General features: G+C 45.7%; 17 protein-coding genes and 1 other RNA gene. 6 read left to right on the forward strand and 12 right to left on the reverse strand.

What is annotated here, in order from left to right:
* The first annotated feature begins 64 nt into the window (after positions 1–64).
* From E7745_RS10175 to E7745_RS10195, 5 genes are all read left to right on the forward strand, one after another.
* On the forward strand, positions 65–1,288 hold the full coding sequence (locus E7745_RS10175; protein WP_124076696.1) for an IS4 family transposase: 1,224 nt from the start codon (positions 65–67) through the stop codon (positions 1,286–1,288).
* Positions 1,289–1,969: 681 nt separating this feature from the next.
* Complete coding sequence (locus tag E7745_RS10180) at positions 1,970–2,791, forward strand: hypothetical protein (RefSeq protein ID WP_124075830.1); 822 nt, start codon at positions 1,970–1,972, stop codon at positions 2,789–2,791.
* On the forward strand, positions 2,791–3,714 hold the full coding sequence (locus E7745_RS10185) for a YafY family protein (RefSeq protein ID WP_124075831.1): 924 nt from the start codon (positions 2,791–2,793) through the stop codon (positions 3,712–3,714). Before E7745_RS10180 ends, E7745_RS10185 begins: the two co-directional genes overlap by 1 nt.
* A 288-nt stretch (positions 3,715–4,002) precedes the next feature.
* Complete coding sequence (locus E7745_RS10190; protein WP_160632102.1) at positions 4,003–5,115, forward strand: reverse transcriptase family protein; 1,113 nt, start codon at positions 4,003–4,005, stop codon at positions 5,113–5,115.
* A complete protein-coding gene (locus E7745_RS10195) occupies positions 5,070–6,050 on the forward strand; it encodes a YqiA/YcfP family alpha/beta fold hydrolase (protein WP_124075833.1) in 981 nt (326 codons plus the stop codon). The genes E7745_RS10190 and E7745_RS10195 overlap by 46 nt, the downstream gene beginning before the upstream one ends.
* A gap of 148 nt (positions 6,051–6,198) precedes the next feature.
* On the opposite strand, the gene rnpB is transcribed toward E7745_RS10195, so the two are convergent.
* Positions 6,199–6,670, reverse strand: an RNA gene (gene rnpB / locus E7745_RS10200) — RNase P RNA component class A.
* An 87-nt stretch (positions 6,671–6,757) separates the two neighbouring features.
* On the opposite strand from rnpB, the gene priA reads away from it, so the two are divergent.
* Positions 6,758–9,226 (forward strand): primosomal protein N', encoded by a 2,469-nt coding sequence (gene priA, locus E7745_RS10205; RefSeq protein ID WP_136408776.1) that lies wholly within the window; start codon positions 6,758–6,760, stop codon positions 9,224–9,226.
* Here the strand turns inward: priA and E7745_RS10210 are convergent.
* The 11 genes from E7745_RS10210 to E7745_RS10260 all read right to left on the reverse strand — a co-directional run bounded on the left by E7745_RS10210 (position 9,188) and on the right by E7745_RS10260 (position 20,376).
* Positions 9,188–9,589: a VanZ family protein gene (locus E7745_RS10210; RefSeq protein ID WP_136408777.1), complete on the reverse strand. Its 402-nt coding sequence runs from the start codon at positions 9,587–9,589 to the stop codon at positions 9,188–9,190. The genes priA and E7745_RS10210 overlap by 39 nt on opposite strands.
* A 14-nt stretch (positions 9,590–9,603) precedes the next feature.
* Positions 9,604–10,152: a DUF3332 domain-containing protein gene (locus tag E7745_RS10215; RefSeq protein WP_136408778.1), complete on the reverse strand. Its 549-nt coding sequence runs from the start codon at positions 10,150–10,152 to the stop codon at positions 9,604–9,606.
* Positions 10,153–10,218: 66 nt separating this feature from the next.
* Positions 10,219–11,607, reverse strand: a complete 1,389-nt coding sequence (locus E7745_RS10220) for a transglycosylase SLT domain-containing protein (RefSeq protein WP_136408779.1) — start codon at positions 11,605–11,607, stop codon at positions 10,219–10,221.
* Between the two features lie 92 nt (positions 11,608–11,699).
* Positions 11,700–12,866: an AIR synthase-related protein gene (locus E7745_RS10225; RefSeq protein ID WP_123398231.1), complete on the reverse strand. Its 1,167-nt coding sequence runs from the start codon at positions 12,864–12,866 to the stop codon at positions 11,700–11,702.
* A 200-nt stretch (positions 12,867–13,066) separates the two neighbouring features.
* Entirely contained in the window at positions 13,067–14,203 is a 1,137-nt protein-coding gene (locus E7745_RS10230) for a universal stress protein (RefSeq protein WP_136408780.1), read from the reverse strand.
* Positions 14,204–14,354: 151 nt separating this feature from the next.
* Positions 14,355–14,615, reverse strand: coding sequence for a DNA-binding protein (locus E7745_RS10235; protein ID WP_107031485.1), 261 nt, complete (start codon positions 14,613–14,615; stop codon positions 14,355–14,357).
* Positions 14,616–14,905: 290 nt separating this feature from the next.
* Positions 14,906–15,688 (reverse strand): tetratricopeptide repeat protein, encoded by a 783-nt coding sequence (locus E7745_RS10240; protein WP_136408781.1) that lies wholly within the window; start codon positions 15,686–15,688, stop codon positions 14,906–14,908.
* Positions 15,685–17,484 (reverse strand): BatD family protein, encoded by a 1,800-nt coding sequence (locus tag E7745_RS10245; protein ID WP_123398228.1) that lies wholly within the window; start codon positions 17,482–17,484, stop codon positions 15,685–15,687. Before E7745_RS10245 ends, E7745_RS10240 begins: the two co-directional genes overlap by 4 nt.
* Positions 17,485–17,526: 42 nt before the next feature.
* The gene (locus tag E7745_RS10250) at positions 17,527–18,309 is read right to left on the reverse strand and encodes a tetratricopeptide repeat protein (protein WP_160631187.1); all 783 of its coding nucleotides are present in this window, start codon (positions 18,307–18,309) and stop codon (positions 17,527–17,529) included.
* The gene (locus E7745_RS10255) at positions 18,306–19,370 is read right to left on the reverse strand and encodes a VWA domain-containing protein (protein ID WP_107031481.1); all 1,065 of its coding nucleotides are present in this window, start codon (positions 19,368–19,370) and stop codon (positions 18,306–18,308) included. Before E7745_RS10255 ends, E7745_RS10250 begins: the two co-directional genes overlap by 4 nt.
* 19 nt (positions 19,371–19,389) lie before the next feature.
* The gene (locus E7745_RS10260) at positions 19,390–20,376 is read right to left on the reverse strand and encodes a VWA domain-containing protein (RefSeq protein ID WP_123398226.1); all 987 of its coding nucleotides are present in this window, start codon (positions 20,374–20,376) and stop codon (positions 19,390–19,392) included.

Raw genomic sequence — 20,376 nt, forward strand, 5'->3', positions numbered from 1 at the left:
GCACCTATTGCAGGAGTCAGCCCTAAATGGTTATTTTGATGTCGCCAAACTATCTTAAATAACCATGAGTAAAAGTAGTAATTTCTTCGGACAGCCGACATATGGTCAGCTGATAAAATCACTTGATCGTGAAAAAATAGTTGAAATCAGCCGAAAACACGGCGGAGAGAAGTATGTCAAGAGCTTTGACGGCTATACGCATTTGCTTACGATGCTATATGCTGTCATACAGCGCTTCGATTCATTGCGTGAGATAGAGACTTCTATGACAGCCGAGGTACGCAAACTCCATCATGTAGGCATTGACACTGTGCCCAGGCGGAGCACCTTGTCGGATGCAAATGCCAGACGTTCAGAGAAGTTCTTTGAAGATGTATACCGCGACTTGTATGCAGCCAATAAAGACATTCTTTCCTCGGACAGCCGACGCAATGGCACGGAAGAGTGGATAAGACGGCTTAGAATCATCGATTCCACTACAATCACGTTGTTCTCCAATGCTATTTTCAAGGGTGTTGGCCGTCATCCGAAGACGGGAAAGAAGAAAGGCGGCATCAAGGTACACTCGGTCATACATGCCAATGAGGGCGTTCACTGCGACGTGCAGTTCACTTCGGCAGCGACCAATGACTCCTTCATGCTTGCACCGAGCCATTACAGCCACAACGAGATAGTAGCACTTGACCGTGCATATATCAACTATGCCAAATTCGAGGAACTGACGGATCGAGGGGTGGTATATGTAACCAAAATGAAGAAAAACCTCAGTTATGAAATACTTGTGGACTGTATGCACCAGAATCCACAGGGACTGATGGAGTACCGTGAACAGGTCGTAGTGTTCCGTAAAGACGGCATCAACCACATTGCAAGAATAATCACATACGTTGACATTAAGAAAGGCAAGAAGCCAAAACTTATATCGCTTCTCACCAATGACTTCGACATGCCTCTGGAGACAATCGTGGCCATCTACCGTCGCCGATGGCAGATTGAGTCGCTTTTCAAGCAGATAAAGCAGAACTTCCCTTTGCGATACTTCTATGGCGAAAGTGCCAATGCCATAAAAATACAGATTTGGGTAACGCTCATAGCTAATCTGTTGCTCTCGGTCTTACAAAGCACCTTGCAAAGGCGTTGGAGCTTTTCTGGACTGGCTACAATCGTCAGAATTGTACTGATGTATTATCTGAATCTCGAAAAGTTCCTAAATCAGCCCGACGCTGACTTGAAAATCATGCTCGCAGAGGCCTCGGAATCCCCTCCTGAAGATCCCGAAAACTGCTGAGGGGGCTTGTCAAATACAAAAAGTAAGCCCAACTTCTGCTGTTCAAGAAGTTGGACTCACCCTTTTATGGTTTAGCGGACAGTAATAATTTATTGTGTACTTTTGCGGTATGATCAGGCGCATAGGCGTCAGTCGAACAGACTTGGTCAAGTGGCTTCATTTTTTTGGCGTAACTCTTTGATTATCACCTATAAAGTTACTAAAAATCTGCCACTTGGCCAAATTTTCATTGCACTTATTTTCTTGAAAATCAGAGGTTAAAGCCTCTCCACCCGTACTGCTCTCGCTATAAAATAACACATTTGTCGAGAATGAGACGAAATCTTAAATGAAAGAGCCGTGTAGCTCCGTGCAAAAAATATTTCTAAAGTTGTGGAAGTGAGAAAAATTTAACTAAATTTGCACTACACATCAGAGGATGATATTTATTGCAAACAACTTACCCGTAAGTTATCCGGCTTAGTCAAATCTGGTACATTTAACGAAGCGCCGAATAATGAATCGTGTAGGCTGCTTGTCCCGTCATAGGGGCACGGTCTGCCTTTTCCATTATTTGAGCTTCAAGGTTTACCAAAGCCTGACTAATCAAAATGAAAAAGGAATGTCCGCGCCCTTTTCGTTTGCTAAAGCGGACGCAGTGTCTAAATGCGTTAATGAACGACAACCTAAAAAATCTAACAGATGAAATACTCAGATGAATTCAAAGCTTTAGTGAATTATATGCTCGACGGATATATTGGGCATGGTAACCCAAATGCTAAAATTCTTTTTCTCGGCCAGGAGCCGGCAATTGATCGTGAAGCAAATATCGAGCAATATAAAAATGAAATTGCCGGTAATGCCGGACAGTGGCGTAATATTGTCTCCAATGGCATCGGTTATGAATCAGTTGACTCCTCGATAATTGAATTTGGCTCCCTCTTGCATCCCTGGGCTAATCAAAAATTTCAGGTTAGAAGCGGTTCAGAGGAAGCTGGTAATCTGAAAGGGACCGAAGGAACGGCAAGAACGTGGTACAACTATCAGAAACTCATCAATAAAATATTTGAGCTGTATTTAAAAGACAGAAAAACGATGACAAAAGAAGATCATCTTGATTTTCATCGTCTGTCTTTCCACACAGACATGAGTGATGCCGCCTATAAAAGTCACACTGAGTCTGTTGACGGTAAACAATCAGTTGTTGAACGCGTATCTATCCTCTCAAGCGACTTCTTTCGCAACTTCCCCATAGTGATCGCTGCAGTAGGGCACTTCCCGCGAGAGACTTACGGAGACGAATACTTTGGCGATATCTTCAACGTTGAGTTCCTTGGAAATGAAGAAACCGGACTCTATAAGTGGATGAATGTAAGTGTCCGAAATGAAGTGTCCAATCCGATGCTTCTGATTCACACTCCGCAATTTTCATCTTCAATCTCTGGCCGTTATCTTGATCAGATTGCAAAACGAGTTGTTGATTTTGCCAAAGAACACAACATCAATCTCATGCCTGAAGAATAATGGTCGCTCTACTTCTAAAACGATATCTATGGCTTGTTGAAACCCTTCGGAAATTTCCCGAAGGGTTGACACTCGCCGAGATTAACGACCAATGGTCTGATTCCGGGCTCTATAGGGATTGTGGAGAAGCGGAGATTGACCGGCGGACATTCTATAATCATCGCAGAGCTATCGGAGAACAGTTCGGCATTGATATAGAGACCATCAAAGCAGGCCCGTATAGTCGCTATAAAATAGATGATGATTCTCTCAATCACAATCAAACAATTGACTGGCTTTTGAGCACGATAGCAACAGAGAACATAATCACGCAATCACGTAATCTTTCGGACAAGATACTACTTGAGCCGGCTGACAAAGGAGCGATTCATCTCAATGTGATAGTAGAGGCTCTGAAATCAAACCTCATTATTGAAATTGATTATCAGGGTTTCCATATAAGTTCCCGGTCATATAAATCAATTTCGGTTGAGCCTTTGGCGCTTAAGATGTTCAAACGCCGTTGGTATCTTTTGAGCAGGAAGGTGGGGAATGGCGATTTAAGGCTTTATGCCCTTGACAGGATGAACGCCTGCAAATTGACTGATAACCGGTTTGACTATCCGGAGGAATTTTCGCCTGATGATTATTTCTCGAATTACTTCGGCGTTTCAACTGATGGTTATACTTCCGCGCCATGTCGTGTAGTGCTTCGTGCGCATGATGAACTTCCGCGCTACCTTGAAACACAACCGTTGCACCACAGTCAGGAAATCGCATTCAGAGGGAAGAATTATACAGATTTCTGTTATTACCTGATCCCGGCTTTTGATTTCGTGCAGGAGATATTGCTTCACTGTGAACAGCTCGAAGTCCTCCGTCCGCTTAATCTGCGAGAACATATTGCAAAAATACTGCAAAAATCGAGCAATTTTTATAAGTGAGAAGTTATCTTTCCCACACCGGTTGTAGCTTTGTGTCATAAAACAAGAGAACATTGAAAACATCGGTCAGACCTTTGCCATCTGTCTGCTGAATCCGGCAGACTTCGTTCCGAATTATCGGAGCGCACCCCAACGTTTGTTACTCGGCATCGACCCTGCACGCTGTTCACTTCGGTCGTGCATGTTCCATCACCTTTGCTTCGCTCTCGGTGATGTTAAATGCACTCCCTCGTTCACAGCGCACATTGCCGAAGCCTCGACCATCCGGCGCACACGAAAGTAAGACCGATGTTTTCTTTACTCTCGCAAATCGACAAAATTATGCGAGACCAAATTGTAAAATATCTAAAAGACATAACCATTGGCAATCCGAAGGAGCTGTTTGATGTGTTGAATTTCATAGCGCCGTTGATCGATGGCTGGAGTCTGACCGAACCCAAGTCCGGCAGACAGATAATGCGATTTGCATCCGTCAAAGCAAGACAATCCGCATATGTCGATTTTACAATACCTAAGAAATCAGGCGGATATAGGAAAATCAGTGCTCCGGTCAAACCCTTGAAGGCTATCCAGTCAGCAATCAACATACTTCTGCAAGCCATATTCGTCCCCGATGAACACGCCACCGGCTTCGTATTAAATAGAAGTGTCAAGGAAAACGCCTTGATACACGTGGGTCAAACCTGCATATTTAATATGGACCTTGAAAATTTCTTTCCGAGCATCACCAAACTTATGGTGCGCCAGGCTCTGCATCGGGAGCTTGGTGACAGATTGCAAAGCAATGATGTAATCAATATTATTTGCAGACTATGTACAGTTTCGGATAGTGAGGGTGTCGAAGTACTACCACAGGGTGCTCCAACATCGCCGGTTCTATCCAATATAGTTCTCAAAAGCCTTGACAAAGATATGTCAAAGCTTGCTGAAAGAATGGAATGTAAATATTCGCGCTATGCCGATGATATAACATTCAGTCATAGCAAATCAATTCGCAGAATGAGTCCCTTCTGGCAATCAAGACTTTATAACATTATTGCGAAGTACGGACTTAAAGTGAACGAGAAGAAAACAAAGACATTTGTACCCGGCACACGTAGAGAAGTTACCGGAGTCGTTGTAAGCGATAAAATCAACGTCCCGCGCTCTTACATAAAACAACTGCGAGTACTTCTGCACTTGTGGGAGAAATATGGCTATGCACAAGCACAAATCATCTTTACAAGGGATTTCTGCAAGGGTATGGAAAAGAATCTTGTCAATGTAATAGATGGTAAAATTAACTATCTTGAAATGATCAAGGGCAAAGATGACCCAACATATCGTAAGTTCAAAAGCAGATTCAGCCATCTTCAATGGAAAGAAAAGCAATATTCAAACCAAATACAGAATGCAATATGAACATCATTTATCTTCATGGGCTTTCCTCATCGGGACAGTCCAACACAGCAAAAAAGTTGAGGGAGTTACTACCGGAGGACAACGTTGTAACTCCTGACATTCCAGTCAGTCCAATAGAGACTCTTCAATTGTTATTGAGTCTTGCAGGAGAGTATCGCCCCGATGATACAATTGTAATCGGCACCTCAATGGGTGCAATGTATGCTTCTCAGATGAAAGGCTATCGCCGAATCCTTGTCAATCCCGCATTTCACGTCTCAGACCTTCTGAAAGAAAACAATGGTGAGAGACTACGATTCTTTTCAGAAAGAGAAGGCGGATGTGAATCCTTTGAAGTTACAGAAACACTAATCGATCAATTTGAAGAAATGGAGGCAAACCTGTTTTATGTCGGCGATGTGACTCCGGAGTCTGTAATCGGACTCTTTGGCGATAAAGATGATGTTTGCAACTGTCAGGAAGAGTGCTGCGATGGCTATTTTTACTGGTCGTCATTCAAGGGTGGTCATCGTCTTACTGAAGAAGTGATTAAAAACACCCTGCTTCCGGTTATCAACTGGATGAAAGAGCCGGATTACACTTCAAAAAGGATTTTTTTATCATTTGAGGATATAACTCCCGGCGATATTGGCTACATCGGCGACATGAACAACAATGAGAATGCCTTCAAAATATACAAGAAGGGTTTTGGTCGCAAGTGGTACGAAGAAATAGTGCGTGAGTATCAGGGTACGAAGCTGCTTGATGGCCGCGTAGTAGACTTGCATTTCCCCGTTCTTCCTGAAGGAGTGAATGAAGATTCCGTACAACTTGTCTATGGCAATCGTTACTGTCAGAACCCCTCGGTAGAGATCTATGGAGATAACGGCGTTCAAGTCATTGACGGTAAATTTATTATCAACGACAATATTCTTGTCCACAGAACTAATCGGTAATCATCGCGATTTCGGGGGCTGATACAGAAAACATAATTCTGATGCATTAAAACACACACTTATATGAAAAATTCTGCCGGTATGTCCGTTGAGGTACTGACCGGCAGAATTTGCTTCTTGGCATATGCGGTTTTTGATAAATCTAAAAAAAGGTAGCAGGACTATAAGCCGGGTTATGTCACCGCGGGACTTCTACACTTGGACCCGAAGATCCGGAAGGTTGCCGCGGCGCCCGTGTCATTTATCTAATCGGTGCCTCGCTTTGCTTCGGCACTCCAGCAGCCTACCCCCCGGCTATGGACGAGCAGCCCATTGTGACACTTCGCTATTGCGAAAGTTGTTCTGTCACGCGCCGGTATACATGGCCTTGCAACCCATAAGACGTGCGGCATGCCATGTTGCCATGACACCCGGTGGGCTCTTACCCCACCTTTTCACCATTGCCTGCCATCCAGACCCTTGCGGGACGGAATTGTCGGCAGGCTGTTATTTTCTGTCACGTTACTCTGCCGTCACCGACAGCTCACTGTTAGAGAGTATGGTGCTCTGTGTTGCCCGGACTTTCCTCTTGCCGCTCCGGAGCTCACCTCCATCGGCAAGCGACACAAGCGTCCTGCTACCACTGCAAAGTTACGAATAAATTTCAGGAAATCTTTGCCTGTGACGGTAATTTATAGTATTTTTACAGATAAAACCATATCGCCACCATGACTTTTGTTGAAGTTCTTCTGCCAGTTCCTATAAGCGGAACGTTCACCTACAGTGTGCCTGAGGCCTTGGCTGATTCCGTCAGAATCGGTTATAGGGTAATTGTTCCGTTCGGAAGAAAGAAGTTTTACACAGGTATTATTGCCTCTCAGACACAGGTGGCTCCTCAGGGGTATGAGGTAAAAGACATCGCTTTGATCTTAGATGAATGGGCCGTGGTCAAACATCCGCAGCTTAAATTTTGGAACTGGATGGCAGACTATTATCTCTGTACTCCGGGAGAAGTGATGAGAGCAGCCATGCCGGCGGGATTGAAAATAGAGAGTGAGACTTTCGTGTCTGCCGATCCGGATTATGAAGAAAAGCCTTATGAGAGACTCTCGCAAAGGGAAATGGTTGTGATGAACTATATTCTGGGCTGTGAGAAGAAGCAGCCTCTTGATCTGATCGGCAAGAAGACCGGATTTGCAAACATAGGCCCGATAATAAATTCACTTCTTGAAAAGGGAGCGGTGCAGATTTCAGAAAATCTTGTAGAGCGTTATCGTTCTCGTAAGGAAACTTATGTAAGACTGACGGTTGATAAAGGTGATTCCGATGGTTTGCACAAGGCTTTTGATTCTGTCAGGTCTGGCAGCATGCAGGAAAAAGCCCTTCTGGCCCTGATTGAGATTTCGGCTTTCATGCGCCAGGATTCGGAACTTCAGGAGGTGACACGCACGGAACTGATGGAGCGGTCAGGAGTAACGACTACTGTGATCGCGGCGATGGCAAAGAAAGGGATTGTAGATATTTATAAAAAAGAGATCAGCCGGTTTTCATATTCAGGACTTGTCACAGGTGAGTTGCCTGTACTGAGCGAAGCTCAGGCCTCGGCTCTCGACAGTATTCATAAATCATGGTTTGAAAAGGATATCACCCTTCTCCGCGGAGTCACTTCAAGCGGAAAGACTGAAATCTATATTCATCTGATTGACTATGTTCTGCGGCAGGGGCGGCAGGCTCTATATCTTGTGCCTGAAATAGCGCTGACAACCCAGTTGACCCGTAGACTGCAGAGGGTGTTCGGCGACAAGGTGGTGATCTACCATTCGAAATTCTCGGATAATGACCGTGTCGATATCTGGAAAAAGCTACTCGCCTCTTCAGACCCCTGCGTGGTTATTGGGGCCCGTTCTGCCGTGTTTCTGCCGTTTGCGTCATTGGGGCTTGTGATAGTTGATGAGGAGCATGAAAGCGCTTACAAGCAGCAGGACCCGGCTCCGAGATACAATGGACGCGATGCGGCTATCGTGCTGGCTTCAATGCATGGTGCAAAAACTCTTCTCGGAAGTGCCACTCCGGCAGTCGATACATATTACAAAGCTCTGACAGGACGCTTCGGGCTGGTTGAACTTACTGAACGCTATGAAGGTCTCCGGCTTCCTCATGTTGAGATAGTCGACATGGCGGCAGCGAGAAAGAGGGGAGAGGTTGAAGGCACTTTCTCTCTTCTCACCAGGAGACTTGTCAACGAATCTCTTCAGAGGGGCGAGCAGTCGATACTTTTTATCAACCGCAGAGGCTATGCACCGATAGCACGCTGCAAACTTTGCGGTTATGTGCCGAAATGTGAAAATTGTGATGTCTCGCTGACATATCACAGGCATTCCGACAAACTGATATGTCATTATTGCGGTACCCCCTACGGTGTGCCCGAAGTCTGCCCGGCATGCAAGGAACCGGGCATAGAAGTTCTCGGTTATGGAAGCGAACGTGTTGAAGAGGAAATCGACTCCTTGTTTCCGACAGCCTCGATCGCCCGCATGGATCTCGATACCACGCGCAGTAAGGACGGATATGAAACGATAATTGACAATTTCTCAAAAGGGAAGTCTCAGATATTGGTCGGAACCCAGATGGTGACCAAAGGTCTTGACTTCGGACGAGTGAGCGTGGTAGGAGTCATAAATGCCGACAGTATAGTGAATTTTCCGGATTTCCGTGCATCGGAGCGCGCGTTCAATATGATCGAGCAGGTGGCCGGACGAGCCGGTAGGAAAAGTGACAATGGAGTGGTGGCGGTTCAGACATATAATCCTTCTCATCCTTTGTTTGACTTTCTTGTCCGTCATGATTATGAAGGTTACTATCAGCGGGAAATTCAGGAACGCCAGCAATATAATTATCCGCCTTTTGTAAGAATAATATATGTATATATAAAACACAAGGACCCGGCGGCAGTGTCGGCTATCGCATTTGAATTTGCTTCGCGCCTGCGTGTGTTGCTTGGGAATAGAGTCAGTGGTCCCGACGAGCCATATGTGGCAAGAATTCAGACTTTATACATAAGACGTATAATGCTTAAAATCGAGACTCAGGCCTCGATTTCAAAAGTCAAGAGCCTGCTGAATGATATAAGGATAGAGATGACCAACAGCCGTCAGCTTTCAGGTGCGGTGCTTTACTACGACGTTGATCCAATGTAAGGCATAGCATAGCGGGACAGCCGCGAATGCTCCGATGGCATCGGCAAGTCCGTCAGCCCAGTCTCCGCTGCGGCCGAGTCCCATTGCATTCTGAATGAATTCCACAGCGATGCCGAACAGCGTCACTGCAAGGCTTGCAACCAAAGCCTGACCAATGGAGAGTCGCTTGCCGGCAACATGGCGTTCGAATATAAAGGTAAGCGCCAGTCCTCCGAACATGCAGCAGTGGGCAAGCTTGTCAGCCCCTGGAAATAAAGGAAGTTCCTCCTCCCCAAAAGGCTTGGGAAGGAGGGTAAGATACAGGATTATAACCGCCACAGCCAGCGTGAGCTGGTAGGACGGTATGAATTGTAATGCTTTCATTTATAGGGTGTCCGTTAGCGGGCAGCCATAAGATTTGAGCTGACCATGTCACGGTATGCCATAAGCCCGTTGTTAGAAAGTTCGACGATGCTGCGTGTGCCGTCAGGAGCAGGCAGCGCCACATGGGTGTCATCGATGAATGTCATGAGTTCATAGCTTTCGCCGCCGGGAATAGCAACGCTCCAAGTCTGGTCATCCTTGTCAAAATCAAGACGGACTACGGATTTGTCATTTTCAGAGGTTATGGTATAGCCTTTTCCATCGCATTCCACTATGTAGCGGCCATCTTTACCGTCAATCACTTTCTTGCCTGATGCTACGGGGTTGTCACCGCTCCAGAATTCAATCGAGTTGAGCACAATGACATCGGCAAGGCATGAAACTTCATAGACGGGAATGATCCAGAATGCGAAGAACACGAGTTCATTCACAAATTTGTTGCCAACTTGTTGGTTCCATGACAGAAGCTTGTTCGTAAGAGCGAAACTGCCGATACATGAAGTCGAGAGAAGAGAGCCTGTAAGTACAAGCGCGATTGCAACAGGTAAATAGCGTTTTTTCATAAGGATAAAAACATTAGTTGAAAGTGATTATTAAATATTATCCGGATTCGGAGTGTGGTTTGGCAATCAGGCTTTGATCCGTGCTTTGTTGTAAAAGCGGTAGACTCGGTTGACGTAGTCAAATGTTTCACGTCCACGGGAATATCCGTATTTTACCACCGGATCTTTATAGTATCTTGGATTTGATTTCCAAAGGATTGCTTTGGCCACATTGTTGTCCCATTTCTGAGGGTTTAGCCCATATTTTTTTGCAAGATTTATGGCGTCATAGACATGTGCTATACCGGAATTATAGGCGGCGATAACGAACTTCTTCCGCTCGTTTTCGTCTGGGACTTTTGCAGCCAGTTGTTTGTCAAGATCTTTAAGAAGCTTAAGCGCGGTTTCAATCGCTACATCATTTTTCATCACGCTTTTTGCTGTCTGGCCATAACCTTTTGCGGTCTTAGGCATTATCTGCATCAAGCCTCTTGCTCCAGCCCACGATACAGCCGTAGAGTCAAATTTGCTTTCTACATATGCTTGGGAGGCGAGAAGTTTCCAGTCCCAGCCATAGTTTGCTGCATACTGCTTGAACAGATGGTCAAATGGTGTGACTCTGCTTCCGTTGAATGCGTAGCGGCCTCCGGGTTCGTTTTTGCTCATTTCAAAGTAACGTTTGAGCAGCATTGCCTGTTCTTCTCTTGGCTTGTCACTGTTAAGCCATGCGTTGATGCTGTCGCCAAGCCAAGCTCTGTCCGGAGCTACAGCCCATGCTGCTCGTTGTTCGAAACTAAGCGGGAGAGTGATGTCGAGATCGTTGTAGTATGTCTTGTTGATTCGGGCAATATCGCTGTCTACAATGGTAAGCGGAATGGAGCCTTTGCTGACCATTGCGATGAGATCTTCTGTGATCATCGTGTCACGGCTGACAGTGTGGATGTTTATTCCGCCTCCGAGTTCATCGTTTAGATTGCGGATTCGGGCTTCGTATTTTGAATCGGCTTCTACGTAAACATCTTTGCCTACAAGATCAGTGACATCATCGATGAGTTCTGCTTCACCCTTTTTGGGTTGTACAAGTACTTGGGTTGTCACAGTTTCCGGGCCGCAGGCAACTACATTGTCTTTATATTCAGCTGTTATAGGCACTTCATAGGCTATCAGATCGACCAGTCCGGAGTCAAGCATTTCAACCGCCCGTGAAAGAGTAGGGGCGATCTCTATTTTCAGGGCTATATCCTTGTCGACCGCCAAAGACGTCACAAGTTCATAGTCATAGCCCATTTCCTGTCCTTTGTAGATAAAATATGCTTCAGGACTGTATAGTGTCACAACCTTCAGCGTGTCAGGCAATAGGTGGTTTCCGGCTGCTGATGTAGTATTACCTGACACTCCGTTCCGGCTACAACTGTAAAGTGTGGCCAGGCAGAGTACCAGTGTTATAGGAGCCAATATTTTCAAACCATTCTTCATAAGATATGCGTCGGGTTAATAGTTCTTTTCTCAGTTATTATATTTGCGCATAGTTCTCAATGAGAGATGGTGGTCAAGGGGACCTGGTCAGGTCAATATTCAAATACGCCGGCCGATGACTTGATTGTCAACTTGTTTGCAGGCGCATCCTCTACACGGCCAATTATACGTGATTCGATTCCGAATTCCTCGGCAATCGCCATTACCTTTTCAGCTGCTTCCGGACGGACATATATTTCCATGCGGTGGCCCATGTTGAATACTTTGTACATTTCGCTCCACGGTGTCCCGCTTTCTTTCTGTATCAGATCAAACAGAGGCGGAACAGGGAACATGTTGTCTTTGATTACATGCTTGTTTTCCACGAAGTGGAGCACCTTGGTCTGGGCGCCTCCTGTGCAGTGGACCATGCCGTCGATTTCAGAACGCATCTCGCTGAGAAGCTTCTTGATTACGGGTGCATATGTGCGAGTGGGGGAAAGCACCAGTTCTCCTGCTGTCAGGGGTGTGCCATCAACATGGTCTGTGAGTTTCTTCGCCCCGGAGTATACGAGATCTTCGGGCACGGCAGCATCGAAAGTTTCAGGATATTTTTCTGCAAGATATTTTGCAAAGACATCATGACGGGCCGATGTGAGTCCGTTGCTGCCCATTCCGCCATTGTAGCGACTTTCATATTTAGCCTGTCCGAAAGATGCAAGGCCAACTATAACATCGCCTCCTTTGATATTGGCGTTGTCAATCACATCGGCGCGTCGCATGCGGCAGGTAACGGTTGAATCTACAATAATGGTTCTCACAAGGTCTCCGACATCGGCAGTCTCGCCGCCGGTCGAATAAATGCCTACTCCCATCTCACGCAGCGTAGCGAGAAGTTCCTCTGTACCGTTGATAATGGCAGAAATGACTTCGCCGGGTATAAGATTCTTGTTTCGGCCGATAGTCGAGGATACAAGAATGTTATCGGTGGCGCCGACACAAAGAAGGTCATCGATATTCATTACAAGTGCATCCTGCGCGATGCCTTTCCATACAGACAGATCGCCGGTTTCACGCCAATAGGCATAGGCCAGTGACGATTTAGTGCCGGCTCCGTCGGCGTGCATTATGTTGCACCAGACAGGGTCACCGCCTAAGATGTCAGGGATGATCTTACAAAATGCGTGAGGGAATATCCCTTTGTCGACATTCTTGATTGCGTTGTGCACATCCTCTTTTGAGGCAGATACACCGCGGAGATTATAGCGCTGGTCACTCATAATTTCTCGTAGATGATAATTTAACAAACGTGAGTTGGAACTTGTTTGACAAAAGTTTTTACAAAATTACAAAATTTTTATCTAAACAACGAGCCCTCGTTATCCTTTTTGTGTATTCTGCAACAAATATCATGGGCGGTGGCATGGCCTGAATGTTATGTTCCGGCTTCATGACACTTCCGCAATCAAGTTTTGTGGTTTCAGACTGGAATCGAAAGCATGGGAATGTCTGAGTGAAACAGAAGTTTATGGGCAAGTGACGGGTTAAACAGCCTGGCAAATATATTTTTATGTGGGGTCGGAACGACTATGAGCTCGATCTTGTTCTGATTGTCAAGGACTTTAAATTCTTCAATCTCGTTTGACTGTGACAATTGGAGGGCTTTGAATGTATAGGCTGGATAATTTTTTACACAGTATTCTTTCAGATTGCCGAGAGCCTCCGCATCGCCTTTGGGCTTTTTCTTTGAAGGGATAGAGGCCAGTGTGACAGACAGCGATTGCTCCGGGAAAATTCGGTAGAGGGCGTCAAGCGCAAGTATGTCCTGCTGGCGGGACGAGGCGAAGTAAACCACTTCGCGGATATCGGCCACAGACTTGAACCTCAGCGATTCGGGCACAGTGAAGATGCTTGAGCGGCATGAATCAAGAACCTCTGCGGTAACACTTCCGAGCATATCTCTCGATTGCTTGTTTGCTCCGCGAGTTCCCATGACAATAAGCATTGGATGGTGTGTCGAGGCATAGTCTGTGATAACCTCTTCCGGCAAACCTTCCGAAACTTCCGATGAAAAAATGACCGGAGGAATCACTCCGTCTTTCATTTTATCACGCAACAAAGTTTCAAACTCTTTCATCTGCGAATTGCCGAGTTTGTTGAGCTCTTTTTCTTCCTGGATCTCCATGACTGCATCGGCAGAAGTGTCAAATGTCATTGCATCCGTCAATTGGAGCGATGCTGTGTTTGTCAGCATCGGATCTACGTAAGTGTGAAGAAGTTTGATTTTCGCTTTATGCGCTGATGCAATTCTGAATGCCATGAAACAGGCTTGTTTTGATGAATTGGAAAAGTCAATAGGTACAAGAATCTCGGCAGATCCATCGGCGCATTCTTTCAGTGCTGCCGGAGCGAAAATTTCTATGTTTTCAATCACTCTCAGAGCCAACGGCAGATCGCATTCTCTGATCCTGACTCTGATGCCGGAGGATACCACCGGGGTTGAAAGATTGACATTCTGTAATGTAACTTTCACTCCTTCGCATTCAAGAATATTCTTCAACTCATGTGCCTTTTCATAAGTGTGTATGGCGATTGTTATCAAACGGTCCTCCTGCATAGACGTTAATTTATTAAGATTTGATTATTCTATTGAAGTTAAGACTGAGCGGGCTGCTGCTTCCTTAAAAACAAATGGAAGAGCAAAAAGCCGTTGGCATAGCAGACTTTTTACCCTTCCAAAAATGTTATTATGCTATTTATAGATATACTTAATCTTCTTTATTCTGAGCCTGAATGATTTCAACAGCCATGTCATAGATAGTGGTGTCATCAAGAACTACTATGCCCCCATCAGGACCGGGTTCAATATGAACTCCACAATTCTTTCCGAACTCGTAATTTGTGCCGCCAAAGTAATTTCTTACAGTCTGGGGAGTGACATTGAGCTTGTCAGCGATCTGACGGATTGAACCATCAGGCAAACTGTCTTTGATGCGGCGAAGGTCGTTGAACGAGATAGTCTTAGTCATGATACTTATAGGTGTTTGGGGGTTAGTACTTTGTTTAATTAAATAGTGTTGTGGCTTGAAATGTTCCACGTCACTAAATTAAGTTTTAATTTCTAATCAAACAAATAAAAACGCTAAAAATTTCTATGTTTAATAACACCTTTTTTAACTAAACTTTTTCAATATAAATTAACTTAGTGTGTTTCAATAATTAAGAACCAGTCCGATAATGAAAATTAACGAACCGGTTCTTATGAGGTTTGGTTTTGAGATTTTACGTCTGGATATTATGACGTCACAGGTGGAGTCCGCTATATTTTTTCTACTGCAGCGGCGTTGATCCAAGCCCTGTGGGCATTGTCAACCTGAACATCATACCAAAGTGTGCTGATCGAGTCAGATGTCGAGCGGACAGAATCAAGGATCTGCACTCGCGTTCCTTCGTGGAGCAGCATTGCTTCCTGATCACGATCTTTTGGCTCACGGGGCGATGTGCTGAGAATTGTAGATGGTGCTGTCACTATGGCAACATCATCAGCCATAGCTATAGAGGCTGATCTGAAAGCCAGAAAAATGAAACAGAGACAGGCTATGAAAGCAACGATACCTCCGAAGAATCCGGTTTTGCGGACTGCCACCTGGCTGGAGAATATATATGCGACTACTCCGGTAAGCGTGATGACGAAAAACGCGAATGCAAGCCATGACCATGTGTTGGATTTTGCCGAATTAGCAACGGAGTCCAGAGCGTTTCCCATGAATGTACCGCGTTCTCCGGCCCGATCTGCAATCTTGGAGTTGACGAATTCCAGATTGTTGCGGGCATCGTCAAAGGTTGGGTTAAGGCGTAGTGCTCTTTCGTATGAGAGAATAGCTTTGCCCAGTTCTCCCATCCGGTAATAGCAGTTTCCAAGGTTGTAAAGAATTTCAGCTGATGTGCCTTCCTCTTTGATGACATGCTGATATGCGGCTGCGGCTTCCTGAAAATTGTCGGCTGTGTATGCTGAGTCTGCCTGGTGCAGTATGTCAGAAGCCTTGACCGGAATAACCGAGCAAAGACAGATTGCAGTCAGCAGGAATATTAGTTTTCTCATCGTTTGCAGTTTTCGAGGTTATTGATGACATTGACTCCCTTTTCATAGACATTGTCCATCCGGCTTGAGCTGTCAGGAGTGTAACGGGCCATTTCACAGTCGTCAAGCACTTCAACGAGCCCGGCTGTGCTTTCTTCCGAATATCCTTTTGATGCAAGAGTCGATGAAATATTCTCACGGGAGAGCTGAGACACAGGCATTGAAAGCTTGTCAGACAGATAGCCCCAAAGAGCCCGAAGCATTTCCTCATAGAACTTTTCACTGTTTCCGGCTTTCATGAATGCTTCTGCGGCTTTGAGACGTCTCTTTGCCACTTTGCTTGCTTTGGCTGTCCGGCGGCCGGTGACGTCTGCGGAGAGTTTTGTCTGGCGCCGGTTGATAACGATAAGCGCCACGGTCAATACGAGCAGCCCGGCATATAGTCCCCAATACCAGCCTTTGGTAACGACCAATATGTGCGCCTGTTGTGGGTTCTTTTCTCCAAGGTGAATGTGACGGATGTCTGAGTTTTTATTCTCGACATCTTTCTGTTCTGCGGACACCGGAGTTGACAACCCTTTTGCTACTTTGATTGAATAGGCCGGAGTGGTGAGAGTCACATATTGTTTGGACTGTGGATTAAAATATACAAATTTGTCACTGCCGATGGAGAAGTCTCCCACACTTTGGGGCACGAATGTATATTCGACAGTCATAGATCCGTAGACTTCATTTCCGTGGACTTCGGTCTGGATGTCGCTCTTAGGAGTATACTGCTCGAATTCAGTCGGGAAATCAATTTCAGGCTCTTTGACGTATTTGATATTGCCTGTTCCCTTGATTGTATAGATCAGAGTTGCCGGGTCATTGGTGCGGAATGTGTTGCCGACCATACGGCTGTCAATGCTGAATGAGCCTACAGCTCCGGTAAATCCATCGGGTTGAGGCTGGGGGAGGGGCAGGATGTTGAGAGAGCCGGTGTTAGAACTAACTTTGATTCTTGCTTCGCGTGGCTGGCGCACCTGGAACATACCCATGTTGACATTGTCATACTGGACCACTGAAATGTCATAATTGCCGGAGTTGATGGTAAGTTTGCCACTTTTCTGCGGGAAAATTATGCAGCGTTTGAGCACGGCTGTCATATAGTTCTGCCCATTGTATGTCTCCATCTCATTGAGTGAAGGCTGAACATCAAGTTCCTGAATCAGACAGCCGTCAAACGAAGGCTGTTTCGTCGGCATGAATGATGAAATGCTGTATTTGGTATAGAGCTTGATGGTACATCCGATAGCTTCCTGTTCATACGCGGATGACTTGGACAGAATGATGCGTACAAACACGTCATCACTGTTGACCCGGCGACCGGCGGTCTGAGTGTCGACATCATCGACATTGACCGGGCGCTGTGAAGCGGGTTTGTCACGGTCGGCGCTCTCATGAATTGTAAAAGATACGGCTTTGGTTGAGTAGCGCTTGCCGTCAGCCATGACGGATGCGGCAGGGATAGTATATTGTCCTGCCTTGCCGGCTTTATAGTAATAAGTATATTCAACCGATGATGATGAAACGGCTTTGCCGTTGGTCACCTGATAGCTTTGCCGCTGAGAGACCGAAGGACCGTAGAGAAGCGTACAGCCATTGATCTGAGAGACACTCAGGTCTGAACCGTCGGCGTTGCTTAATCTGAAAGTGATCGGGAAGCGGTCTCCTTCATAGACGCGGGTGGGCGGCTGAACTGAAAAACTGACCTGTGCGAACACATTCTGGCAGATCAGCAGAGTCCCTAATAATATAAATAGTGAAAAACGTTTCATTCCTTAAATTCTCAAAATTATAAGAGGTCGTTTAATGAGGGATTACCAAGGATTGGTAACGGGTCTGCGTGAAGGAGCGCCGTTCTTTTTCTTCTCTGCATTGATGCGGGCGCGAGTGGCGTTCTCTTCATTTTCCATAGCTTTCAGAATCTTTTCTGCATTTTGCTGACTTATGCCGCCTTGCTGTTGTTGCTGTTGTTGCTGCTGCTGATCCTGATTTTGCTGTTGCTGTTTATCCTGATCTTTGTTCTGGTCTTTATTTTGATCCTGATTCTTGTTTTGATCCTGATTTTGTTTCTGATCTTTGTCTTGATCTTTCTTCTCCTGATCTTTGTTCTGGTCTTTGTTCTGATCTTGGTTGTTTTGTTGATCCTGAAGGCGCTTCTGGGCTATACGCAGGTTTTCTCTGGCCTGATCATTGTCAGGGTTCTTGTGCAGGGCATTTTTATAGAGATCAATGCTTTTTGTATAATCCTGAGCGTTGAAGGCAATATTTCCGAGATTATAAAACGCTTTTTCTGCAATTGATATATTTTCGGCATCACGAGTCAGATTCTGAAGAATTGTAGTGGCTTCTTTCTGGGTCTCGCCTGATGCCGACCCTTGTCGCAGTAGAGAGGCTGCCAGGTTGAATTGTGCGATTTCGTTCATCGCATTTTCCTGCAGCGCTTTCCGATATGCGACTTCTGCTTCGGCATAACGCTCTTCGTGATAAAGTTTGTTGCCCTCCACAATATAATTGCGCTCATGCCTTGTCGACCCTGATTGTGCAAATGCAGATGCCAGAACCGATATAAAGAATACGAAAATTATAAGTCGTTTCATTTGTTTCCTCCTTCCTCTTTTGTGAAGAAACGATATTTTTTGAGCCATGATATTTTGCGTGTGACAGTAATAGAGTCAATAAGAAGCAATATCAAAGCTATAAAGGCTACAATCGGGAATTGTTCGCTTTGCGGGGAGAAAGATTTGCGTTCGAACTCACCTTGGGTTAACTCGTCCATTTTTGAATCAATGGCGTTGATAGCGGAATTAGAGGCTCCGTTTACATAAATGCCCTTACCGGCTGATGCAATCTGTGAAGCTGTAGCTTCGTCATGCCGGGTGACAACTTCTTCTCCGGTCATGGGATTGATCATATAGTGACCGTTGCCGAGGGGTATTCGGGCTCCTTTTGCAGTGCCGAGTCCGATTACATCCACCTGAATTCCGGCATCAGCAGCCCGCTTGGCCGCATCCACCGCATTGTCTTCAAAATTTTCTCCGTCGGTGATGACTATTATGGCTTTTCCCATGTCATCGGTTGGGGTGAATGAGTTCATTGCCATCTCAAGCGCGGCTCCGATAGCTGTTCCCTGAGTAGGGACCATGTCTGTGGTGATACCGTTGAGAAACATTTTGGCTGAAATATAGTCAGACGTGATCGGGAGCTGGGTATAGGCATCGCCTGCAAACACTATCAGACCGACTTTGTCATTGGTCATCTTGTCAATCAACTTTTCAAGTATGTGCTTAGCCCTTTGCAGACGGCTTATGCCATGATCGTCATCGGTGGTGGAGGCCAGCATTGAATTTGAAACGTCAAGACATACCATAACTTCTATACCGCGTGACGATGTAGTCTCTGAAGCGTCAGCATCACGGCCTCCGGTTGCGCGCGGGCGGGAAATCATAATGACCAGTACGGCGATAATGAGAAGTGCAAGGCTCATTTTGATCCAAGGCATATATTTTGAGACCTCAGGCATCAGGTGGGCGATAACTTCAGGTTTGCCATAGCGGTTCATTTTGCGCCGGCGACTCAGGCGACTCCATATGAAAAGGCCTGCCACTAACGGGAGCAGCAGAAGAAGATATAGCAGGTGTGGATAAGCGAACGAAATCATATTTTCAAATATATATTTCTTATGGAATTGTCCGGAACAAGGTGTATCTTAGCAACACCGCAAGACCAAACAGGCTTAAAGCTGCGATTGCCCAAGGCAGATAATCGTCTTCAGTACTTGTGAAGTTCCTTAAATCCATTTTAGTTTTTTCCAGCTGATCAATTTCGGCGAATATCTCTTTGAGGACGTTGTTGCCCGTCGCACGAAAATATTTTCCTCCGGTTGTTTCAGCGATGCTCCTCAAAGTCGCTTCATCAATAACTACCGGAAGGTTGACATATTCGATACGCCCGAACATGTTTTCCTGAGGGTAGGGGGCAGTGCCATTTGTGCCGATACCTATAGTGTAGACTTTTATCCCAAGCTGTTTCGCAATCTCGGCGGCTGTGAGCGGAGCGACATTACCGGTATTGTTCGAACCGTCAGTCAGCAGGATTATGCTTTTGGATTTGGCTTTCCCTTCTTTTATTCGGTTGATTGATGTGGCGAGACCGTCACCTATCGCAGTCCCGTCTTGCAGCATACCCATTTTTATGTCTCCGATGTAATTGGCAATCATGGATCTGTCTGTTGTCATCGGAATTGCGGTGAAACTTTCAGCTGCAAAAATAACGACCCCGATGTTGTCTCCTTCGCGCCCAGCCACAAATTTTGACGCAACTTCCTTCGCTGCTTCAAAGCGATCAGGTTTGAAATCTCTGGCGAGCATACTGGTTGATATATCCATTGAGATCACGATGTCGGTGCCTTCTACACTTGATGTATTCCATGAGTCGCGTGTCTGAGGGCGGGAAAGGACCACTATGACACAACCTATGGCACCAAGTTGCAATAAGAACAATATATGGCGCATGGCTGCGAGTCTGGACCGACCTACACGATCAAATGCCGATACGGTCGAAACCTCCATTGAGGCATGGAGACCACGCTGTTTGAATACATACCAGGCAATGAGAGGTATGAAAATTAGAAACAGCCATAGATATTCTGGATGTGCCAATAACAT

Source organism: Duncaniella sp. C9, assembly GCF_004803935.1.
Classification (GTDB): domain Bacteria; phylum Bacteroidota; class Bacteroidia; order Bacteroidales; family Muribaculaceae; genus Duncaniella; species Duncaniella muris.